Consider the following 18356-nt stretch of genomic DNA (forward strand, 5'->3'; position numbering starts at 1 on the left):
CACTCGCTAGTGCTTTCGCTCTTCTGAGAAGGGTAAGAAGGGTAAGATGGGTGTTAACAAACAGAGATGCCTCTACCAGGCTCCTCATAATAGTAGTATACCAACCCGGGAATTATAAGTCTAGGCGAGCAGTCATTTTTTGGATAAAGTTAAGGATGCCGGCCGGCATGAGAGTGACCATTCCAAGCTACAAAGGAGACCAAAGCGCATGCATCCAAACGACTGTCCGCTCGCAACGGTTCAGCATGTGGAAGAGAGTATCGTTGCCTACTTGTCTCGATTAGGGAACGTCTTCAAGGTGTTCGACCAACAGGATTCCGGCTGCATTTCTTACGGCGTACATGCCGCGGGACGCAAGTGGTTCGTCAAGTATTCGGAACGACCGGAGGCGATCGTCTTCCTGCGCAATGCCGCTGCCTTTCACGGTGACGTGCAGCATCCCCTCATCCCCAAGCTGCTTAATGTCTTCAAGCCTGCCGAAGGGCTGGCTCTCGTTTACGAGTGGGTAAGCGGCGAAGTGCTGGGTACGCCGGAATTCCCCGGCGCGGCAGGACGCAATCACCCGGACTCGCCGCATTATCGTTTCAGGCAGCTACCTGCGGCCGTCATCACCGCTGTCCTCTCCGCGATGTACGACTTGCATGTCTACTTAGAGCGCCGGGGCTATGTCGCGGTCGATTGGTACGACGGCTGCATGATTTACGATTTCGAGCGGAGTGAGCTGCATCTGTGCGATTTTGATTATTATGTGAAGGGTGCATTCGTGCTGGAGATGGATCGCTTGTTCGGATCAAGCCGCTTCATGGCGCCCGAGGAATTCGTCAGAGGCAGCCGGATCGACCATGTGACGAATGTGTACACGATGGGGGCGGCCGCGTTCGTTTTCCTCGCCGAAGACGGAAGCCGCGATCCTGGACGATGGCGCGCATCCGAGCGTCTATATCAAGTCGCGTTGAAAGCGGCCTCCCCGGACCGGGAGAAGCGCTATGGCAGCATAAGCGAATTCCATGCCGCATGGCTTGCAGCCATATAATAAATTGAACTTTCTGTTATTCTGAATTGACAGACGATTACGCCGAGCATATAATGAGCATCAACACAACAATCAAACAATGAAACGCGTCGAACAGGAGCAGTAAAGCGAAACGCCGGGAACAGAGAGCTGCGGGTTGGTGCAACGCAGTCGAAGGCAGCTTGAACCTCGCCTGGGAGCGGAATGACGGAACGGGTTTTCAGAATCGGCCGAAGGCCAAGGCTGAAAGGAAGCTCGCGTACGTCGTTACGGTTAACCGCCGTGATCGGGTGCATAACCTTCGATTTCTAGAGTCGACGGTGATGCTTAAGGTGGACGGTTGCCCTTCGCGGGGGATCGTCAACAAGGGTGGTACCGCGCCGGACTTTACAGTCTGTCGTCTCTTGAATATAAGAGACGGCAGGCTTTTTTGGTTTTTGTGGATCACAGCAAATCCATATTCAGCGATCTCACGTACACATATAGCGAGACAACGCGTTGAACAGGAGCAGTAGGAGAATGTCCGGGAAGCAGAGAGCTGCGGGAAGGTGCGACGCAGACGAAGGATATCCGAACTCGCCTGGGAGCGGAACGGGGGAATGCGGCGACACCGTCCTAATGGATGGTTGTCGCCAAGCGTACGTCGTTACGGTTAACCCCCGTCATCAGGTGCAGCGATTGCCGGCATAATTGCGGGCGCGAGCTGCTTAAGCGGGTCCGGACGGCAGCGTCCGGGCAACGAGAGTGGTACCGCGGCAAGCCTTAAGAAGCCTGTCGTCTCTTGAATCAGAAGAGACGATGGGTTTTTTCTGTTGTCCAGCCTCACCCGGCCCGTGCAAGCCAAAACCTAAATTCAGGAGGAGTCCGCCATGACACCATTTAACGCGAATAACAATACGAATACCGATGCGAATACCAATATGAATCCGAATATGAATCCGAATACGATTGCGAGTCCGAGCACGAACTCGAATATCCAAGTGACGGCCGCCAATAAAATCATCCGCATCTTCGATACGACGCTGCGCGACGGCGAGCAGTCGCCCGGCGCGACGCTGCGCCCCGAGCAGAAAATCGTCCTCGCCCGCCAGCTTGCGAAGCTGGGCATCGACGTCATTGAGCCGGGCTTCGCGGTCTCCAGCCCAGGCGAATTCGCGGCCGTCCAGCAAATTTCCCGCGAGCTGCAAGGCGTGGAGATCGCCGGCTTCGCCCGCGCGGTCCGAGGCGATATCGACGCGGCGGTCAAGGCGACGATGGATGCTACGCGCAGACGCCTGCATCTGTTCATCTCCTCGTCGGACATTCATCTGGACTTCCAGCTGAAGAAGTCCCGCGAGCAGGTCGTGAATATCGCGCGCGAAATGGTCGCTTACGGCAAGCAATTCGTCGATGAAATTGAATTCTCCGCGATGGATGCCAGCCGTACGAGCCGGGAGTTCGTCATCGAGATGGTGGAAGCCGTCATCGCGGAAGGCGCCACGGTCATCAATTTGCCGGATACGCTCGGCTTCGCGCTTCCGGAAGAATACGGGGCCATGTTCCGTGCCGTTAGAACAGGCGCGCGCGGCGCCGATCGCGTTCAGTTCAGCGCGCATTGCCATAACGATCTTGGCCTTGCGGTCGCGAACAGCCTGGCTGCGATCTCGGCAGGCGCTACCCAGATCGAAGTGACGGTCAACGGCATCGGCGAACGCGCCGGCAATTGCTCGCTGGAGGAGCTCGTCATGGCGATCGAAACCCGCAAATCTGCCGTCGGCGCCCAAACCGGCATCGTTATGAGCGAAATATACGAGACGTCTCGCATGGTGAGCCGGGCGATGAATTTTCCGATTGCGTACAATAAACCGATCGTCGGACGAAATGCGTTCCAGCACGAGTCCGGCATTCATCAGGACGGCTTGCTCAAGAACCGCAACACCTACGAGATCATGGATCCCGAGGCGATGGGCATTCCGCGCAACATGATCGTGCTCGGCAAGCATTCCGGCCGTCACGCCATCAAGCATCGACTGGCGGAATTCGGCATCGAGTTGAACGAGGAGCAGATGCAGGATGTATACGACCGTTTCAAGGAGAAGGCCGACGCGCTGAAAATCGTACCGGACGACGTGCTGGTGCGCCTCGCCAGCGAAACGACGGAACAGCAGCATGATCCGTACGTGCTCGTCGATCTGCAAGTGCTGGCCGGCACGCAGCGTTCCCGCATTGCGTCGGTCACCGTCCGCGAACGGGATTCGCAGGAAGAAAGCACCTTCACCGGAACGGGAACGGGGCCGCTCGAAGCCGTCATCCACTGCTTGCAGCAGGCGATCCCGATCGGCGCGACTTTCGATGATCTGGAGCTGCACTCCTTGTCCACGGGGGAAGATGCGCGCGGCGAGGCAGCCGTCAGCGTTGTGCATAACCAATTGCGCTATAGCGGCACGGCTGTGCATAACGATATTATTTTGGCTTCTGCGCAGGCTTATGTGGCGGCATGCAACCAGCTGATCATGAGCGTGGGCATGAATAGCGGAACGGAAGCGGTCAAATCGGCGAAGTCCGGTTAAGATTCGCGAGTCGAACAAAACGGCGGGAGGAGGTGCGCCAATGCGCTTGGAAGTTTGCTTTATTTGCCGGAAGCATGCAAGTGCCGAAGCGGCGGCAGGCGTGGTCTATGAAGATGAATCCGTCATCGCTTCTCTGATGGCGGCCGGGGCGGGCGAGCATCGTGCATACATGGGCTATGTGATGCTGGAGTCCAAACGGCATGTCCCGGGACTGGGCGATTTAAGCGAGAGGGAAGCGGGAGCGGTCGGCATGGCAATGAACCGGATTAGCGCCGCGCTCCGGGAAGGTCTTCAAGCCGAGCATGTGTACAGCTTCGTTCAAGGCGACGGCGTACCGCATTTTCACATGCATCTTGTCCCCCGTTATCCGGGAACGCCGGTCAAGTATTGGCATCCGACGCATATTTTGCAGTGGACGGAGGCTCCGCGGGGAGGCTTCGGCGAGCTTGAAGGGATTCGGGGAAGAATCCGTGATGCCCTAGGCCGGCGGAGTTGATCGGGAAGAGCATTTACCAGAACCAGCGGGGAATAAGCGGGAAAGAGCGCAAGCTTTCTAAAGGTGAGCGCTGATGGCGTGTATCAAAGCATATCTGGCAGGTGAGCAAAGAAAGGCGAGCAAGAGAGCAGGAGGAGATCCCCCTGCTTTTTAGTTTGTCCACAGCATCGTCCACAACTTGTTGGGAAATTGTGCATAACTACGTGAAACCCGCGAAATACGGGCCTGCGAAATGTGCATAAAAGTCGAATAAGTTTTTCACAGCCCGTCTGTGGATAATGTGGATAATGGGAATAAATTAGCAGTCATCCTCGAGGTGCGAAGAGGCTTGTTAAAGAAACGGTAAATTTATTCATGTTTTTCGACATGACAGGTGCCAGAATTGCCGCACAATTCATCCACTGCTGTGGATATATCTGTGGACAAGGGGGATAGATTGCCGGGAACGGGTGTTTACGACGAAGGCAGGATACAATGCCGGTCTTCGGCGGCGGCCGCCGTTACCGGACTTTGGCGACAGGCAGCCATAATTCGATGTCATGTTCACCGGAATCGACCTGTCTGTCCAATCCGATCGTGATGTCGGGCCCGACTTGAAACGTCGGTCCGGCAATTTGTTCATACCCCGAGGAAGGAAACCATTCGCCGTAGATGCGATGCCATTTTTCTTTCTCCCAAGGAACCGTCATTTCGAAGACGGCCCATGTCGTGGCCGGTATGGTGAATGGCACGAAACGAACCGGGCAGGGCTGATTGGAAGCGACAGCGAGGTAATAGTCGTAATCGTCCTTCGCGCGCACGCCTTCCCCGACGTTCACATGCAGGGTGCCGTAAGGCGCTGCGTCGTTAAGCGACTTCAGCTCAGCATACGTATCATGATCGAGCGCTTGCCATACTTGTTCCACGCCGGGATGTTCGCCGGACTCGATCGGCGTTACCCGGTTGCTTACCCCGATCACTTGAAAGGCTTCCTTGTGTTCGATTCGAATTTTCATCGGTTCACTGCCTCCAATCGTTAATCGAAAGGACATCGGAGGATAAGCGGTGAGCGAACGTTTGGCGGTTCTCGCTTCAGTTGGCGTAATGCCATGCAAGCTTAGAAAAGCGCGCGTAAATGCATCCGGCGAGTAATAGCCGTATTTCATAGCGATGTCAATCACTTTGACAGTGCTGTTCTGCAGTTCCAGCGCTGCACGCGTGAGACGTCTGCGACGAATGTATTCCTGCAGCGTAATGCCTGCGAGGAACGAGAACATCCGCTTGAAATGAAACACGGAGCAGTAGGCGTGTTTGGCGATTTCACGATCATCCAATTCCTGTTCCAGATGCTGTTCGATGTAGTCTAAGGCGCCGTTCAAATGTTCGAGCGCGTTCATCCGATGACCTCCCTTCACGAATAGCGTAGCAGGAAACGTAAGCAGGCATCCGACTCATCCTGCTCCGATTTGGCAGGGTTGTTCGCTGCCTGAGCCCCGGATAAGTAGCCGATAATTGGGGACTGAGAGGGGACGGAGATGTATAGTAATTCGCGCCACATGCCAAGAGTCCTTCCCTGCCAGCAAGGACTCCGCCGACAGCAAAAACCGGACAGCATCCTGCTGCCCGGAATTCTTAACGGCATCATACTTAACGCCGTCTATTAATGGAATGAACGATCTTACGAAACTTGTCGGAGCGGCTTGTACAGGCTGCCGATGCTATGCGTGCCATCGCAAATCCGTTCTCGAAGACGATGGCCAGTATAGGCTTCCCCATATGCATAAGTTCTAATGCCGTCTGATATAGTCTCTGATATAGTCGACAGCGAAGTAATGAGTCCTTCATGGTATAACCGGTCAGCGTCCTGAATACGGTCGAAAAATACGACGGCGATAGATATACCTGTCCGGAAGGCTGATTCTGAAGCTCGGCCCGCGATGCGAACGATGCGGAAGGGTTATTTTGCAAACAAACGATATTATCGGACATCAATAGATTGAACTGACGCCGGAGAATGCGCTTGGTATTAGACAGCATGTATCATCGGGGGGTTGCGGAATCTTGTAGGCGTAATTTAACTAGAACAAATGTGTAAATGGAATCGTCTAAGTAATAGTTAGCAGAAGTATTAAGTACCTATTGAAATCTAAATTTTGACTAAAGTAGGACTAATAGACTATGTGGTAATTAACAAATTATGACATAATAAATTATTACTTAAAAGGTAATTTATTAAAAAATTTACAGAAGAAGGGAAAGTTCAGAATGAAAACTCGCAAGACAAAGTTTTTAATGGCTGGCGCATTGGCTGCAGTAATCGTACTTGGTGGAGGAGCCGGATACCTTGTGCACACGAGTTCAACGAATGCATCGCAATTGGATGAAAAAGATGCTGAACAAACGGTGAAAAATTATTTCGCCGCATTGGAGACGAAGAATGCGGAGGATGCGGTAAAGTACTCTATTGACACAAGATATGGGCCTGAGCAAGAAGGTTCACGCAAATCAGACTATCGAGAGCTAATGGCATCAAACACATCTCTTCTCAAAAACATTGACAAAATCGTCAAAATCGACGAAAAGACTTTTACAGCGACATTGGATGTTTATACAAATGATAACGGTAATATCACTCTAGACTTTCCTGTGACGCTTACTGAAGATGGCAGTTGGAAAATCGTTATCGGTCAATCGATTCCGGCTCAATAATTAAACTAATACTGATGAAAGGTCAACGGTGAAAACAATGAAAAAGCGACTAAAAAAAGCACTCTTAATCACACCAATAACTATGATGCTCGCATTATTCTTTGCTCAATCCGTATTCGCTGGAGTAAGTGTAGATTATTATAGTTGGACAATTCAATTTCAGAATAATAATCTTTATGGTGAGTTATTTACTAATACAAATCCCAATCCTAGTATTTTAGGAAAACAGGATGGGGCTTGCAATGCAAATACTATTATTGAGTACGCACTTGTGAAAAAAGGGGATTTTGGTGACACTATATACGGAGCAGCTCATAATATCCCTTACGACTATATAACTCAAACTTATTCTTATCAATGGTATGGTGTTGATACCAATAAACAAATGCAGATTAGAATTACTAATAAGGTTGATAGTTGCTCCGCGTCCGGTTCAGGTAATGTATACAATTAATTAGAGAAGACCCCCCCGGGGTCTTTTTTTTTGCAAAGTCCCTACTACCGTATAGGGGGCACAGTTTTGGTACACGCCTTAAATTTTGAAATCGGTCGAGGGGATAAATACGTTGGGAAAATCCGAAGTGTTCCGGCAAGAGCGTTCGAAATTGTTCGACATCCTCGCCGATGTTGATCCCTGGATCCTCTAAAAGTAAACTTGTCGCGGGCCTGATTGAGGACGCGGCTTTTTGTCCGCTGAAAATTAGATCCTTCGCTAAGCCATTGGAGTCACAGGCAAGGTACCGAAAGAACCTTATTTGCCAAAGCCCGTTGAGGCTGTGCAAAAAAATCCGGACGGCTCCATGCCATCCGGAATACTTAACGCTGTCTATTAATGAAGTGAAGCATGTTGAAAATCTTGTCGGTTACGAAACGATCGCCCGCTGCCTGCCGTTAGGCGAGCAGCTCTTCCCAAGCTTCGTAGACTTCTTGAAGCTGTGCCTTGCGCGTATCGATATCGCTCTGGATCGTGCCGACCCGTACATAATCGTTGTAAATCTCGGGATCGGTCAATTGCTGTTCCATCGTCAAAATTTCGCCTTCCAGCCGCGCGATGTCGTTTTCCAGCTGTTCCTGTTTGCGCTGGCGGTTTCGTTCGTCACGCTTCGCTTGTTTGTCGGCTTCATACGCGGATGCGGGCACCGCTTCCGCAACCGGCGAGGATTTGCTCTGTTTTCCTTGCTGAGCTGACAACGTTTCGAGCCGAAGCTCTTCGATTTCACGCTTTTTCTGGATCATTTCGTCATAATTTCCCAGGAAATGCTCCGTCCCCAACGGGTTCAGTTCGACAATGCGCTCCGCCATTTTGTTCAAGAAATAACGGTCATGGGAGATGAACAGCAGCGTTCCGTCATAATCCATCAGCGCGCCCTCAAGAACTTCCTTGCTGTAGAGATCCAAATGGTTCGTCGGTTCGTCCAAAATGAGCATGTTCGCATGCGCCAGCATCAGCTTCGACAGCGAAACGCGCGCGCGTTCGCCGCCGCTCAGCGTACTGATCCGCTTCTTGACGTCGTCGCCGCTGAACAGGAAGTTGCCGAGCACCGTCCGAATTCTTGCTTCTTCGATATGCGGATACGTGCTCCACAGCTCTTCGAGCACCGTGTTGGCATGGTTCAGTCCCGTATGTTCCTGATCGTAGTAGCCGATCTTCACATTGGTGCCCCAGCGGATCGTGCCCTCTTCGTAGGTTTGCTGACCCACTAGCGCTTTAAGCAGCGTCGATTTGCCGATCCCGTTCGGCCCGATGAGCGCCACATTCTCTCCGCGCTCTAATCGGAACGTCACGTCGCGGAAGAGCGGCGCTTTCTTCTCGGGAAACTTAATCGATAAATCGCGGACGTCGAGCACGTCATTGCCGCTTTGGCGCTCGATTTCGAACGAGAAATGCGCTTTCTTCAGATCGCCGAGCGGTTTGTCGAGACGGTCCATCTTCTCGAGCGTCTTGCGGCGGCTCTGCGCGCGTTTGGTGGTGGATGCGCGGACGATATTGCGCTGCACGAAATCTTCCAGCTTCGCGATTTCTTCCTGCTGCTTGTCGAACTGCTTCATCTGTGCTTCATATTCGGCCGCTTTGATTTCAATGAAACGGCTGTAGTTGCCCGTATAACGTTTGGCGCTGTGACGCTCGATTTCAACGATGGTGTTCACGACCGCATCCAGGAAGTAACGGTCATGGGAGACGACGAGGATTCCGCCCTCGTAGCCGCGGAGATAATCCTCCAGCCAAGTCAGCGTTTCGATGTCGAGATAGTTCGTCGGCTCGTCGAGCATAAGCAGGTCTGGCGCTTGCAGCAGGATTCTAGCCAGCGCGAGGCGCGTCTTCTGTCCGCCGCTCAGCGTGGAGATGATCGTCTCCGGCGGAAACTGCGCGAAGCCCATCCCGTGGATGACGCTCCGGATCCGGGTGTCCATCTCGAAGCCGCCTTCGGCTCTAAACCATTCGGACAGCTTGGCGTACCGTCCCAGCACGGCTTCGTATTGTTTCTCGTCGCCGTGCAGCGCCGGATCCGCGATCTGCTGCTCCAGCGAACGGAGCTCGCGCTCCGCGTCGGTCAGATGGGCGAACACCGCCCTCATCTCCGCCTCGATCGTCTTGTCTGACTGGAGTCCGCTGGATTGCGCGAGGTAGCCAATCGTCGTTTCTTTCGATTTATATACGGTGCCGGAATCCGCGGATAGCTCGCCTGCGATAATCCGGAGCAGCGTCGACTTGCCGGCGCCGTTCACGCCGACCAGACCGACCCGTTCGCGGGGCAGCACCTGGAAGGTGACGGACGAAAGCACGCTGCTGACGCCATAGCTTTTGGATACATCGGAAACTTGAAGAAGCATGTACTCGAAACCTCCAACTTTGAGAAAAATGCCTTTGTACCAGTTTACATGAAATCCGTTCGGCGCGCGACCATGTTCCGTCCCGAATCCGCGCTTTCCGATTTTGCGCTTGTTGGCGAAATATGGGCAACAGTGGTAAACTAAATAACAACTATGGGCTGATACAGCAGGGACGGTAAACAAAGAAGCAAAGCGGGGAATGGGATGAATCGATCAGGTGAGAAGCAAGCGGCTCGCAAGGCGGCGGCGCTGAAGCGCGACGCTTTGCCTGAGGCGAACCGCATGGCTTGGTCGGATACGGTTTGCCAGCTGGCCGTGGAATGGCTTCGGCGGCGGATCGGGCAAGGGGAGACGATACGCAGCGTCATGGTTTACGTGCCATTCCGGTCGGAGCTGGACACGACGCTGCTGATCGAATGGTGCTGGCGCACGGGGGTGTCGGTCATCATCCCGCGCTGCATCCGCAGCGACCGTTCCATGGAACTGTACGCGATTGAGGCGTGGGACGAGCTGTCCCCCGGCGCGTACGGCATCCGGGAACCGGATCCGGTCACGGCCAAGCGCTGCAAAGCCGCCTTTATTCCGGACGTCGTGTTCGTGCCGGGATTGGCCTTCGATCGGGGAGGCGGCAGGCTCGGCTATGGCGGCGGGTATTATGATCGGTTTCACGAACGGCTTGCAGCATCCGCAAGGCTGGCCGGATCCGCAATGCCGGCCTGGATCGCCCTCGGCTACGAGGCTCAGCAGGCGGATGCGGTGCCAATGGACGGCCACGATGTCTATGTCGACGGCGGCATTACCGAACTTGGATATTGGGGAGTGGCAACGGATGGATCTGACCCATTTTAACGATCAGGGCCGGGCACGCATGGTGGACGTGTCGGACAAGGAAGTGACGGCGCGAATTGCCGTTGCGCGGACAAGCGTGACGATGGCGGAAGAGACGCTGCAGCGCATCAAGGCCGGAAAGATCGGCAAAGGCGACGTGCTGGCCGTTGCTCAAGTGGCCGGGATCATGGCGGCGAAGAATACGTCGAACTGGATTCCGATGTGCCATCCGCTTCCGCTTACCGGCGTGAATCTCGTTTTCGGCGATAATGGAAAGAATGAACTTTATATAGAAGGAACAGTGAAGACGACCGGTAAAACAGGCGTGGAAATGGAAGCCTTGACGGCCGTATCCGCTGCGGCATTGACCGTATACGATATGTGCAAGGCACTCCAGAAGGACATGATTATCGGACCGACGTACCTGGCCTCCAAGAGCGGGGGCAAGAACGGCGATTATACCGTTAACGGCGTTTAACGTTCATGCTGTATCTGCATGAGACGAATGAATAGCGATTGGGGGAGAAGCGAATGCAATGGAAAGTAGCGTTGCTTACGGCCAGCGACAAAGGCTCGCGCGGCGAACGTGAGGATACGAGCGCGCAGGTGATTCGCGAGCTGGTCGAGGAAGAGCTCAGCGGCGAAATCGTCGACTACCGGATCGTGCCTGACGAGCAGGATGAAATTATGGCGGCATTAATCGAAATGACGGACTATTACCAAGCGGATCTCGTCATTACGACTGGCGGAACCGGACTGGCCCCCAGGGATCTGACGCCGGAAGCGACGCTTAAGGTGATCGATCGTCTCGTTCCCGGTCTTGCGGAAGCGATGCGTATCGGCGCCATGCAGCGGACGCGACGGGCGATGCTCTCCCGCGGAATATGCGGCATTCGCGGGCGTTCGCTCATCATTAATCTGCCGGGCAGCCCGAAAGGCGTGCACGAGAACTTGATGGCGATTATGGATCAGCTGCCGCATGCGCTTAGTATTTTGTCGGGACGCACGGGAGATCATGCGGAATGAGCGGGCGCAAGCAGGGCACGCTGCTGAACGAAGTGCCTGTGCGGGAAGCGGTCGGCCTCGTGCTGGCGCATGATTTGACCCAAATCATTCCGGGGCAGTTCAAAGGCCGTCTCTTCAAGAAAGGCCATGTGATCGTGGAATCGGATATTCCGAAGCTCCTTGATATCGGCAAGGAGCATATCTATATTCTGGAGCTTGGCGAAGGCGAGCTTCACGAAGACGACGCGGCGGGGCGGCTGGCGCTTGCGCTGCAGGACGACGGGTTGCTGCTGACGGAACCTCACGAGGGCAAGGTTGCGGTTAAGTCGGGGCTGGATGTTCCGGCGCTGGCCGTCATCGAGCCTTCCGTCGTTCATGCCATTAACGAGCTGGGCGAAATCGCCTTGGCGACGCTGCGGACGGATGCCGTCGTCATGCCCGGCGGCCAGCTTGCCGCAACGCGCGTCATTCCGCTAGTCGTGCCGGAAGCGAAGATCGAAGCGGCCCTTAAGCTTGTCCATGAATATCGCTCGCGGCATGCAGGGCGAGGGCCGCTGGGGCTGAAGCCGCTGCGGAAGTTCCGGATTGGACTGTTGACGACCGGCGGCGAAGTATTCTCCGGTCGGATCGAGGATAAATTCGGTCCGGCCGTGCGGCGCATCGTGGAAGCGCTTGGCTCGGAAGTGGCGGAGCAGCGATTTTCCCCGGACGATCGTCAAACAATTGTCAAGGAAATACACTATTTGCAGCAGCAGTCCTATGATATGATAATCGTAACTGGCGGAATGTCCGTCGATCCCGACGATCGTACGCCTGCGGCGATTGCCGATGCTGGCGCGCAAATCGTCAGCTACGGAACGCCGATGCTTCCGGGCTCCATGCTGCTAATGGGCTATCTGGACGGAACGCCGATTATGGGACTTCCGGGCTGCGTCATGCATGATCCCTATACGTCGTTCAACGTGCTTCTGCCGCGCATTCTTGCCGGCGAGACGATCGTGAGATCGGATATCGTATCCATGGGATACGGCGGTCTGCATGTGCGATAGTCTTATGGATGAGCGCTGAGCGCTGCCGGATGTGCAGGAAACTCGAATAATTTCTGCTTTTGAAGCGGATTCTCTTATGCCAGCACAAGAAGAAGGAGGATGGAACGATGGGTGGAATAGGTGTTACGGGCTTTTTACTGATCGCGCTTGTCGCGTTGCTGCTGTTCGGACCGAATAAGCTTCCGGAACTAGGCCGCGCTTTCGGCCGCACGTTGAAGGAATTCAAGGCCGGAGCTAAAGACATCATGGATGACGAACCACAGGATCGCAGGGAAACGAAACGGACGGAAGTGAACCGTTCGGAAGATCAGGGCGACAATAAGCGGCTCCCAGAGTAAGTGGGGCCCGCTTTTTTTATGAAAATGGAGAAATTCCGAAATTGATTCGCGTGTTCGCACCTGACGCCTTCAAGGACGGCGCAAGTCGTTCATTCGCAGGAAAGTGGTGACTTATTACGGTGGCTGTTTCAACAGAGAATGCCAACGCCAAGGAATCGGCCCGCGGCGATAATCCGATGTCGATCTTCGACCATATCGGCGAGCTGCGGCGCAGAATAATCATTACCCTCGTCTTCCTGGTCATCGGGATGATCATCGGTCTGTTTCTCGCGGATCCGGTATACAACTACATCGTAAACCAGGAACCGGTGAAAGGCATGAAGCTGAACGCCTTCTCCCTGTGGGACGGCATCGGCCTGTATATGAAGTTCGCGCTTGTGATCGCGCTCATCGTCGCATTGCCGACGGCGGCTTACCAGCTGTGGGCATTCGTTAAGCCGGCGCTCGGCGTGAAGGAGCAGAAGGCGACGCTGAAATTCGTTCCGTTCGTGCTCCTCATGTTTCTGATCGGGCTCGCCTTCTCCTACTATGTGGTGTTCCCGATGGCGTTCAATTTCACGACGGATGTCGCGAAGCATTTGAACCTGGAAGAAACGTATGGGGTCATTCAATACTTCTCGTTCATGTTTAACATTCTGATTCCGATATCGCTGCTCTTCGAACTGCCGATCGTCATCATGTTCCTGACGAAGCTGCGGATTCTCAATCCGAAGCGGCTGAAGAAAATGCGGAAGCTGGCGTATTTCGTTCTTATTGTCATCGGCGTAGTCGTGACGCCTCCGGATTTCATCTCGGATTCCCTGGTGGCTGCGCCGCTCATCCTGTTGTATGAGATCAGCGTACTGTTGTCGAGCGTGGTCTACAAGAAGCAGCTGCAGGCCGACGAGGCTTGGGAAGAAGAGTTCGGAAGGTAAGCAAGCGACGATAAGAGGTTTAACCAGATAAATCCCCTTCAAGCATGACAGGCTTGGAAGGGATTTTTTTGTAGGCAACGCGGATGCAAAAAACAGCGCGCCGATTGAGAATCGGCGCGCGCTGGCGTAGTGCTGTTGTATGCGATTAAGCTTTAATATCGTAAATTTTGTACAGCTCGTCTAGCATCAGGTTGGCTGCGATTACGCCGCCGGCCGTGTTCCATATCGCGTCGTCTACTTTGATCGCCTTATTGTTCTTGACGACGTTAAGGCTCTTCCAAAGCGGATCCTTGAGCATCTCTTCTTCCATCTGCGTCCCTTTGCCATCGCCCGTTTCGTAGGTGAAGTAGAAGAGCCTGTCCGCATCGACTTCCGGCAGACGTTCTTTCGTGATTTCCTCTACGAACGTATCCTTGTAGCCGTTCTGGCTATCCGGACGCGTGATGCCAAGTTTGGAGAAGGCGATTCCCGTGAACGTATCCGACAAGTAAATACGCGTTTTGCCTGCCATGAAACGAACGACGGATACTTTTTGATTCAGCTTGTCTCCGGCCTTCGCTTTGAAATCCGCCGTGCGCGCATCGTAATCGGCGATGATTTTCTCGCCTTCGGCTTTTTTGCCGATTGCGTCCGCATAGAGCGTGAAGTTCGACTGCCATGCGCCGCGGAGCGTTTCGGAGAAGATCGTCGGCGCGATCGCCTTCAATTGCTCGTATACTTTCTCTTGGCGCAGCTTGTTGCCGATAATCAGATCCGGCTTCAGGCTGGCGATCAGCTCGAGGTTCGGCTGGCTTTCTTCGCCGACGACGGTCACGCCGTCCATGTCTTTCGCGATATGGGCGTACCAAGGATCGCCTGTCCACGATTTAACGGCGCCTACGGGCTTCACGCCAAGCGCGAGCAAGGCTTCCGTGCCTTCGTTGGTGAGAACGACGATTCGCGCGGGCGTTCCTTTAATGACGGTTTCTCCCATGGCATGGGTAATCTTGCGTTCAGCGGCATCGGCCGAATCGGCTGCTGCTTTATTCGCGTTGCCGGTGTTGGCGGCATTGCCGGTATTGGTAGTTCCATTGTTGGCATTGTCGGCGGAGTTTGACTGACCGCATCCGGAGATGACGACAGACAAGACGATGAGAACGGACAAGACGGACCAAGACAACTTCTTTCTTGCTAAGGCAACCATTTAAGAAAATTCCCTCCGATATGATAATGATTCTCACTCCTGCTTGAGAGGCAACTATACCAGCAATTTCATGCAGATGTCAACCTAAATGATAATGATAATCGAAATCATTGACACTCCGATTCACATCGCCTAGAATAACGAATGTTCTAATTTATTCGTTCCTAAGGGTCGATATGGAAGACCGGAAAGAGGTTGGCATGAAATCCTTACTTATAACACGCACGCAAAAAGTCGCGGGTCTATTGATCGGTCTGCTCGTTTTCTTGGCCGGTATCGTATGCAGCGTCGTATTTGGCGTGGCGGATATCAGTTGGCATACGATCGTCCAATCCTACATGCATTTCGACGGTTCCCAGGACCAGCTCATCATTCGGACGACAAGGATGCCGCGGGCGCTGATCGCCGCCTTGGCAGGCGCAAGCCTCGCCGTTGCCGGCACGCTGATGCAAGGGATCACGCGAAATCAGCTTGCTTCGCCAAGCTTGTTCGGCATTAACGCCGGCGCGGCATTCTTCATCGTCGCCGGTACGGCGTTTTTCGACGCGGGCAGCCTGTCCGCCTATGCAACGCTTGCTTTTGCCGGCGCCGCTTTCACGGCATTGCTCGTCTACCTGCTCGGATCGATCGGGAGCGACGGGCTGACCCCTCTTAAAGTAACGCTCGCCGGCGCGGCCATGACGGCCTTCTTCTCGTCGATCTCGCTCGGCATTCTGCTTACGGGCGGGCAAACCTTCGATCAGGTGCTCTACTGGTTCGTCGGATCCGTTGCCGGGAGGGACATGGGGATTTTCAATTCCGCCGCTCCCTACATGGGCGTTGGGCTCATCGGAGCCTGGGTGCTGGCGCGGCATATGAATTTGCTTGGATTGGGCGAGGACGTCGCGACGGGCCTGGGGCAGAAAACGATGATAATCAAACTTGCTGCAGGCATCTCCATCGTCCTGCTGGCAGGCGGTTCCGTCTCCATCGCGGGTCCGATCGCGTTCGTCGGCATTATCATTCCGCATGTTACGCGCTACTTGGTCGGCATTGATTATCGCTGGGTCATTCCGTACTGCGCCATTCTTGGCGGCATCCTGCTGCTTGGCGCGGATATCGGCTCGCGGTTTATCGCGTTCCCCAAGGAAGTGCCGGTCGGCGTGATGACGGCCATTATCGGCGTGCCTTTCTTCGTCTACATCGCCAGAAAAGGAGTGCGCGCCTAGCATGAACGACTGGTTAATTTTTAGAGGCCGGAAGCATTCCTTCCAAATCAATCGCAGAACGTTGATCGTCGTCCTGCTGCTTATTGCCGCCAATTTGGCCGCCATGATCATTTGCACGGGGCTCGGCAGCCTGAACATCAGCCCAATCGAAGTGATTCGTACATTATTCGGCACGGGTGATGCCTCGAATCATATGATCATCTTCTCCTTGCGTCTGCCCCGCGTCGTGATTGCAATCATGGTAGGCGCGGCGCTCGCCGTATCCGGCGCTTTGCTGCAAGGGATCGTCCGCAACCCGTTGACCTCCCCGGATGTCATCGGCATTTCCGGCGGCGCCTCTCTGGGTACGATCGTATTTATCCTGTATTTCTCGGAACTCAGCATCCGGTTTATGCCGCTTTGGTCGATCGGCGGTGCGTTCGCCGCGGCCATCCTGGTGTATCTGTTTGCCTATCGAGGCGGAATCACGCCGCTGCGGTTGGTGCTGATCGGCATCGGCATGGCCACGGCGTTAACGGCCGTGACGTACATGCTGATTCTGACGGCATCCTTCACGCCGACGGCGGTAGCGGTCAAAGCGTTTACGTTCATGACGGGGAGCATTTATGGCGTGTCGTGGAAACGGGACGTGCTGACGCTTCTCCCTTGGTTCTCCATCTTATTGCCTGTGTCGATCATCTATGCGAGGCACTTGAACGTGCAGGAGCTGGGAGACGAAGTGGCCACGAGCGTCGGAAGCTCGCTGCAGGCGAAACGGACGATACTGTTGTTCGTCAGCGTGGCGCTGGCGGGCTCGGCGGTGGCGATCGGAGGAGCGATCAACTTTATCGGCCTCATGGCGCCGCATATCGCCCGCAAGCTGGTGGGACCTGCCTATGGCGGCGTCATTCCGGTATCCGCGCTGATCGGCTCGCTCATTCTGTTGTTGTCCGATCTGGTCGCGAGAATCGCGTTCCTGCCGCTCGACATTCCGGCAGGCGTATTCACGGCCGCGATCGGCGCACCGTTCTTCATCTACTTGCTGTACCGTCATCGCAGATCTTAGAAGGAGTGAATCCCATGTCCGTCATACAGGCGAATAATCTGACGCTATCCTATGGCAAGAACGCGGTTTTTTCGAACCTCGACCTCTTGATTCCGAAAGGCGAAATCACCGTGTTCATCGGCAGCAACGGCTGCGGAAAATCAACGATCCTGCGTTCGCTTGCCCGGTTGCTGAAGCCCCAGGAGGGCTCGATTCTGCTGGAAGGAAGCGACATTGCCAAACTGTCGAGCAAGGAAGTCGCCAAGCGGCTGGCCATCTTGCCCCAAGGGCCGATCGCTCCGGAAGGGCTGACCGTGCACCAGCTAGTGAAGCAGGGCCGGTATCCTTATCAAAGCTTCCTGCAGCAATGGTCGATCGAGGACGAGAAGGCGGTCAAGCGGGCGCTTGAAGTGACCCATATGGCGGAGCTGGCGGACCATTCGGTCGATTCGCTGTCCGGCGGGCAGCGGCAGCGGGCTTGGATTGCCATGACGCTGGCGCAGAATACGCCGACCTTGCTGCTTGACGAGCCGACGACCTTCCTGGATATGACGCATCAGATCGATATCTTGGATTTGCTCTTCGAGCTGAACGAGAAGGAAAACCGGACCATCGTGATGGTGCTGCACGACATCAATCTGGCTTGCCGCTATGCGCATCATATCGTTGCGGTCAAGAACGGCCAGATCCATGCGATGGGCAGACCCGAAACGATCGTGAACGAACCGTTCATTCGGGACGTCTTCGATATGGAATGCCAGGTGACCGAAGATCCGATTTTTGGGACGCCTTTGTGTATTCCGCATGGGAAAGGGCGTAAACTGCGTTAGGCTTATTTTCTTTATAATAAATATCAAATATTAATTTAATTTAAATAATTTAAATATAAATTCAAAAGCGTTTCACAACCCCCTAAATCCCCCTTGCCTAAGGGGGACCCCAGGGACTCCGTCCCTGGACCCGGATGTGGCGTGCCTGCTGCTGGGCCTTCTTCGAACTTACGTTTGAGGGGGGCTCGTTTTCGTCCGCTGGCGCGGACACACTTTACTTTGGGTGTGCTTACTTTACTTTTGCCTGAGGTTAGTTACAGTTCAAAAGCTTTTTCAAAAGCGTTTCACAACCCCCTAAATCCCCCTTTTCTCAAGGGGGACCCCAGGGACTGCGTCCCTGGACCCGGATGTGGCGTGCCTGCTGCTGGGCCTTCTTCGAACTTACGTTTGAGGGGGGCTC

General features: G+C 54.4%; 17 protein-coding genes. 14 read left to right on the forward strand and 3 right to left on the reverse strand.

The genetic code is table 11. The features are described from left to right. Positions 1–208 precede the first annotated feature (208 nt). The 3 genes from GZH47_RS20925 (at position 209) to GZH47_RS20935 (ending at position 4057) form a co-directional block, all read left to right on the forward strand. Positions 209–1033, forward strand: a complete 825-nt coding sequence (locus GZH47_RS20925; RefSeq protein ID WP_162642915.1) for a protein kinase family protein — start codon at positions 209–211, stop codon at positions 1031–1033. Positions 1034–1881: 848 nt separating this feature from the next. Beyond that, positions 1882–3561, forward strand: coding sequence for a 2-isopropylmalate synthase (locus GZH47_RS20930; RefSeq protein WP_225446151.1), 1680 nt, complete (start codon positions 1882–1884; stop codon positions 3559–3561). Between the two features lie 40 nt (positions 3562–3601). Continuing rightward, a complete protein-coding gene (locus GZH47_RS20935; RefSeq protein WP_162642917.1) occupies positions 3602–4057 on the forward strand; it encodes an HIT family protein in 456 nt (151 codons plus the stop codon). A gap of 500 nt (positions 4058–4557) precedes the next feature. On the opposite strand, the gene GZH47_RS20940 is transcribed toward GZH47_RS20935, so the two are convergent. Beyond that, positions 4558–5433 (reverse strand): AraC family transcriptional regulator, encoded by an 876-nt coding sequence (locus GZH47_RS20940; RefSeq protein ID WP_162642919.1) that lies wholly within the window; start codon positions 5431–5433, stop codon positions 4558–4560. An 868-nt stretch (positions 5434–6301) separates the two neighbouring features. On the opposite strand from GZH47_RS20940, the gene GZH47_RS20945 reads away from it, so the two are divergent. Both GZH47_RS20945 and GZH47_RS20950 read left to right on the forward strand, forming a co-directional pair. Beyond that, positions 6302–6745 (forward strand): Rv0361 family membrane protein, encoded by a 444-nt coding sequence (locus GZH47_RS20945; protein ID WP_162642922.1) that lies wholly within the window; start codon positions 6302–6304, stop codon positions 6743–6745. 28 nt (positions 6746–6773) lie between these two features. After that, positions 6774–7199 carry a hypothetical protein gene (locus GZH47_RS20950; protein ID WP_162642924.1) on the forward strand — a complete coding sequence of 142 codons (426 nt, stop codon included), beginning with the start codon at positions 6774–6776 and terminating at the stop codon, positions 7197–7199. Positions 7200–7636: 437 nt separating this feature from the next. On the opposite strand, the gene GZH47_RS20955 is transcribed toward GZH47_RS20950, so the two are convergent. Further along, a complete protein-coding gene (locus GZH47_RS20955; protein WP_162642926.1) occupies positions 7637–9577 on the reverse strand; it encodes an ABC-F family ATP-binding cassette domain-containing protein in 1941 nt (646 codons plus the stop codon). Between the two features lie 204 nt (positions 9578–9781). Here GZH47_RS20955 and GZH47_RS20960 point away from each other — a divergent pair, with 204 nt between their 5' ends. From GZH47_RS20960 to tatC, 6 genes are all read left to right on the forward strand, one after another. Beyond that, on the forward strand, positions 9782–10426 hold the full coding sequence (locus tag GZH47_RS20960) for a 5-formyltetrahydrofolate cyclo-ligase (protein WP_162642928.1): 645 nt from the start codon (positions 9782–9784) through the stop codon (positions 10424–10426). Then, positions 10407–10883 (forward strand): cyclic pyranopterin monophosphate synthase MoaC, encoded by a 477-nt coding sequence (gene moaC / locus GZH47_RS20965; RefSeq protein WP_162642930.1) that lies wholly within the window; start codon positions 10407–10409, stop codon positions 10881–10883. Before GZH47_RS20960 ends, moaC begins: the two co-directional genes overlap by 20 nt. 53 nt (positions 10884–10936) lie before the next feature. After that, a complete protein-coding gene (locus GZH47_RS20970; RefSeq protein ID WP_162642932.1) occupies positions 10937–11431 on the forward strand; it encodes a MogA/MoaB family molybdenum cofactor biosynthesis protein in 495 nt (164 codons plus the stop codon). Further along, positions 11428–12459, forward strand: coding sequence for a molybdopterin-binding protein (locus tag GZH47_RS20975; protein ID WP_162642935.1), 1032 nt, complete (start codon positions 11428–11430; stop codon positions 12457–12459). Before GZH47_RS20970 ends, GZH47_RS20975 begins: the two co-directional genes overlap by 4 nt. 107 nt (positions 12460–12566) lie before the next feature. Then, a complete protein-coding gene (locus GZH47_RS20980) occupies positions 12567–12797 on the forward strand; it encodes a twin-arginine translocase TatA/TatE family subunit (RefSeq protein WP_162642937.1) in 231 nt (76 codons plus the stop codon). Positions 12798–12973: 176 nt separating this feature from the next. Then, positions 12974–13711 carry a twin-arginine translocase subunit TatC gene (gene tatC, locus GZH47_RS20985; protein WP_162645354.1) on the forward strand — a complete coding sequence of 246 codons (738 nt, stop codon included), beginning with the start codon at positions 12974–12976 and terminating at the stop codon, positions 13709–13711. A 145-nt stretch (positions 13712–13856) separates the two neighbouring features. On the opposite strand, the gene GZH47_RS20990 is transcribed toward tatC, so the two are convergent. Beyond that, positions 13857–14894 carry an ABC transporter substrate-binding protein gene (locus tag GZH47_RS20990; protein WP_162642939.1) on the reverse strand — a complete coding sequence of 346 codons (1038 nt, stop codon included), beginning with the start codon at positions 14892–14894 and terminating at the stop codon, positions 13857–13859. A gap of 200 nt (positions 14895–15094) precedes the next feature. Here GZH47_RS20990 and GZH47_RS20995 point away from each other — a divergent pair, with 200 nt between their 5' ends. From GZH47_RS20995 to GZH47_RS21005, 3 genes are read left to right on the forward strand one after another with little or no spacing between them, the layout of a single operon-like run. Continuing rightward, entirely contained in the window at positions 15095–16102 is a 1008-nt protein-coding gene (locus GZH47_RS20995; RefSeq protein WP_162642940.1) for a FecCD family ABC transporter permease, read from the forward strand. A 1-nt stretch (position 16103) separates the two neighbouring features. Continuing rightward, positions 16104–17147, forward strand: coding sequence for a FecCD family ABC transporter permease (locus GZH47_RS21000; RefSeq protein WP_162642943.1), 1044 nt, complete (start codon positions 16104–16106; stop codon positions 17145–17147). Positions 17148–17161: 14 nt separating this feature from the next. After that, entirely contained in the window at positions 17162–17956 is a 795-nt protein-coding gene (locus GZH47_RS21005; protein WP_162642944.1) for an ABC transporter ATP-binding protein, read from the forward strand. Positions 17957–18356 lie beyond the last annotated feature (400 nt).

The organism is Paenibacillus rhizovicinus, from assembly GCF_010365285.1.
GTDB lineage: Bacteria > Bacillota > Bacilli > Paenibacillales > Paenibacillaceae > Paenibacillus_Z > Paenibacillus_Z rhizovicinus.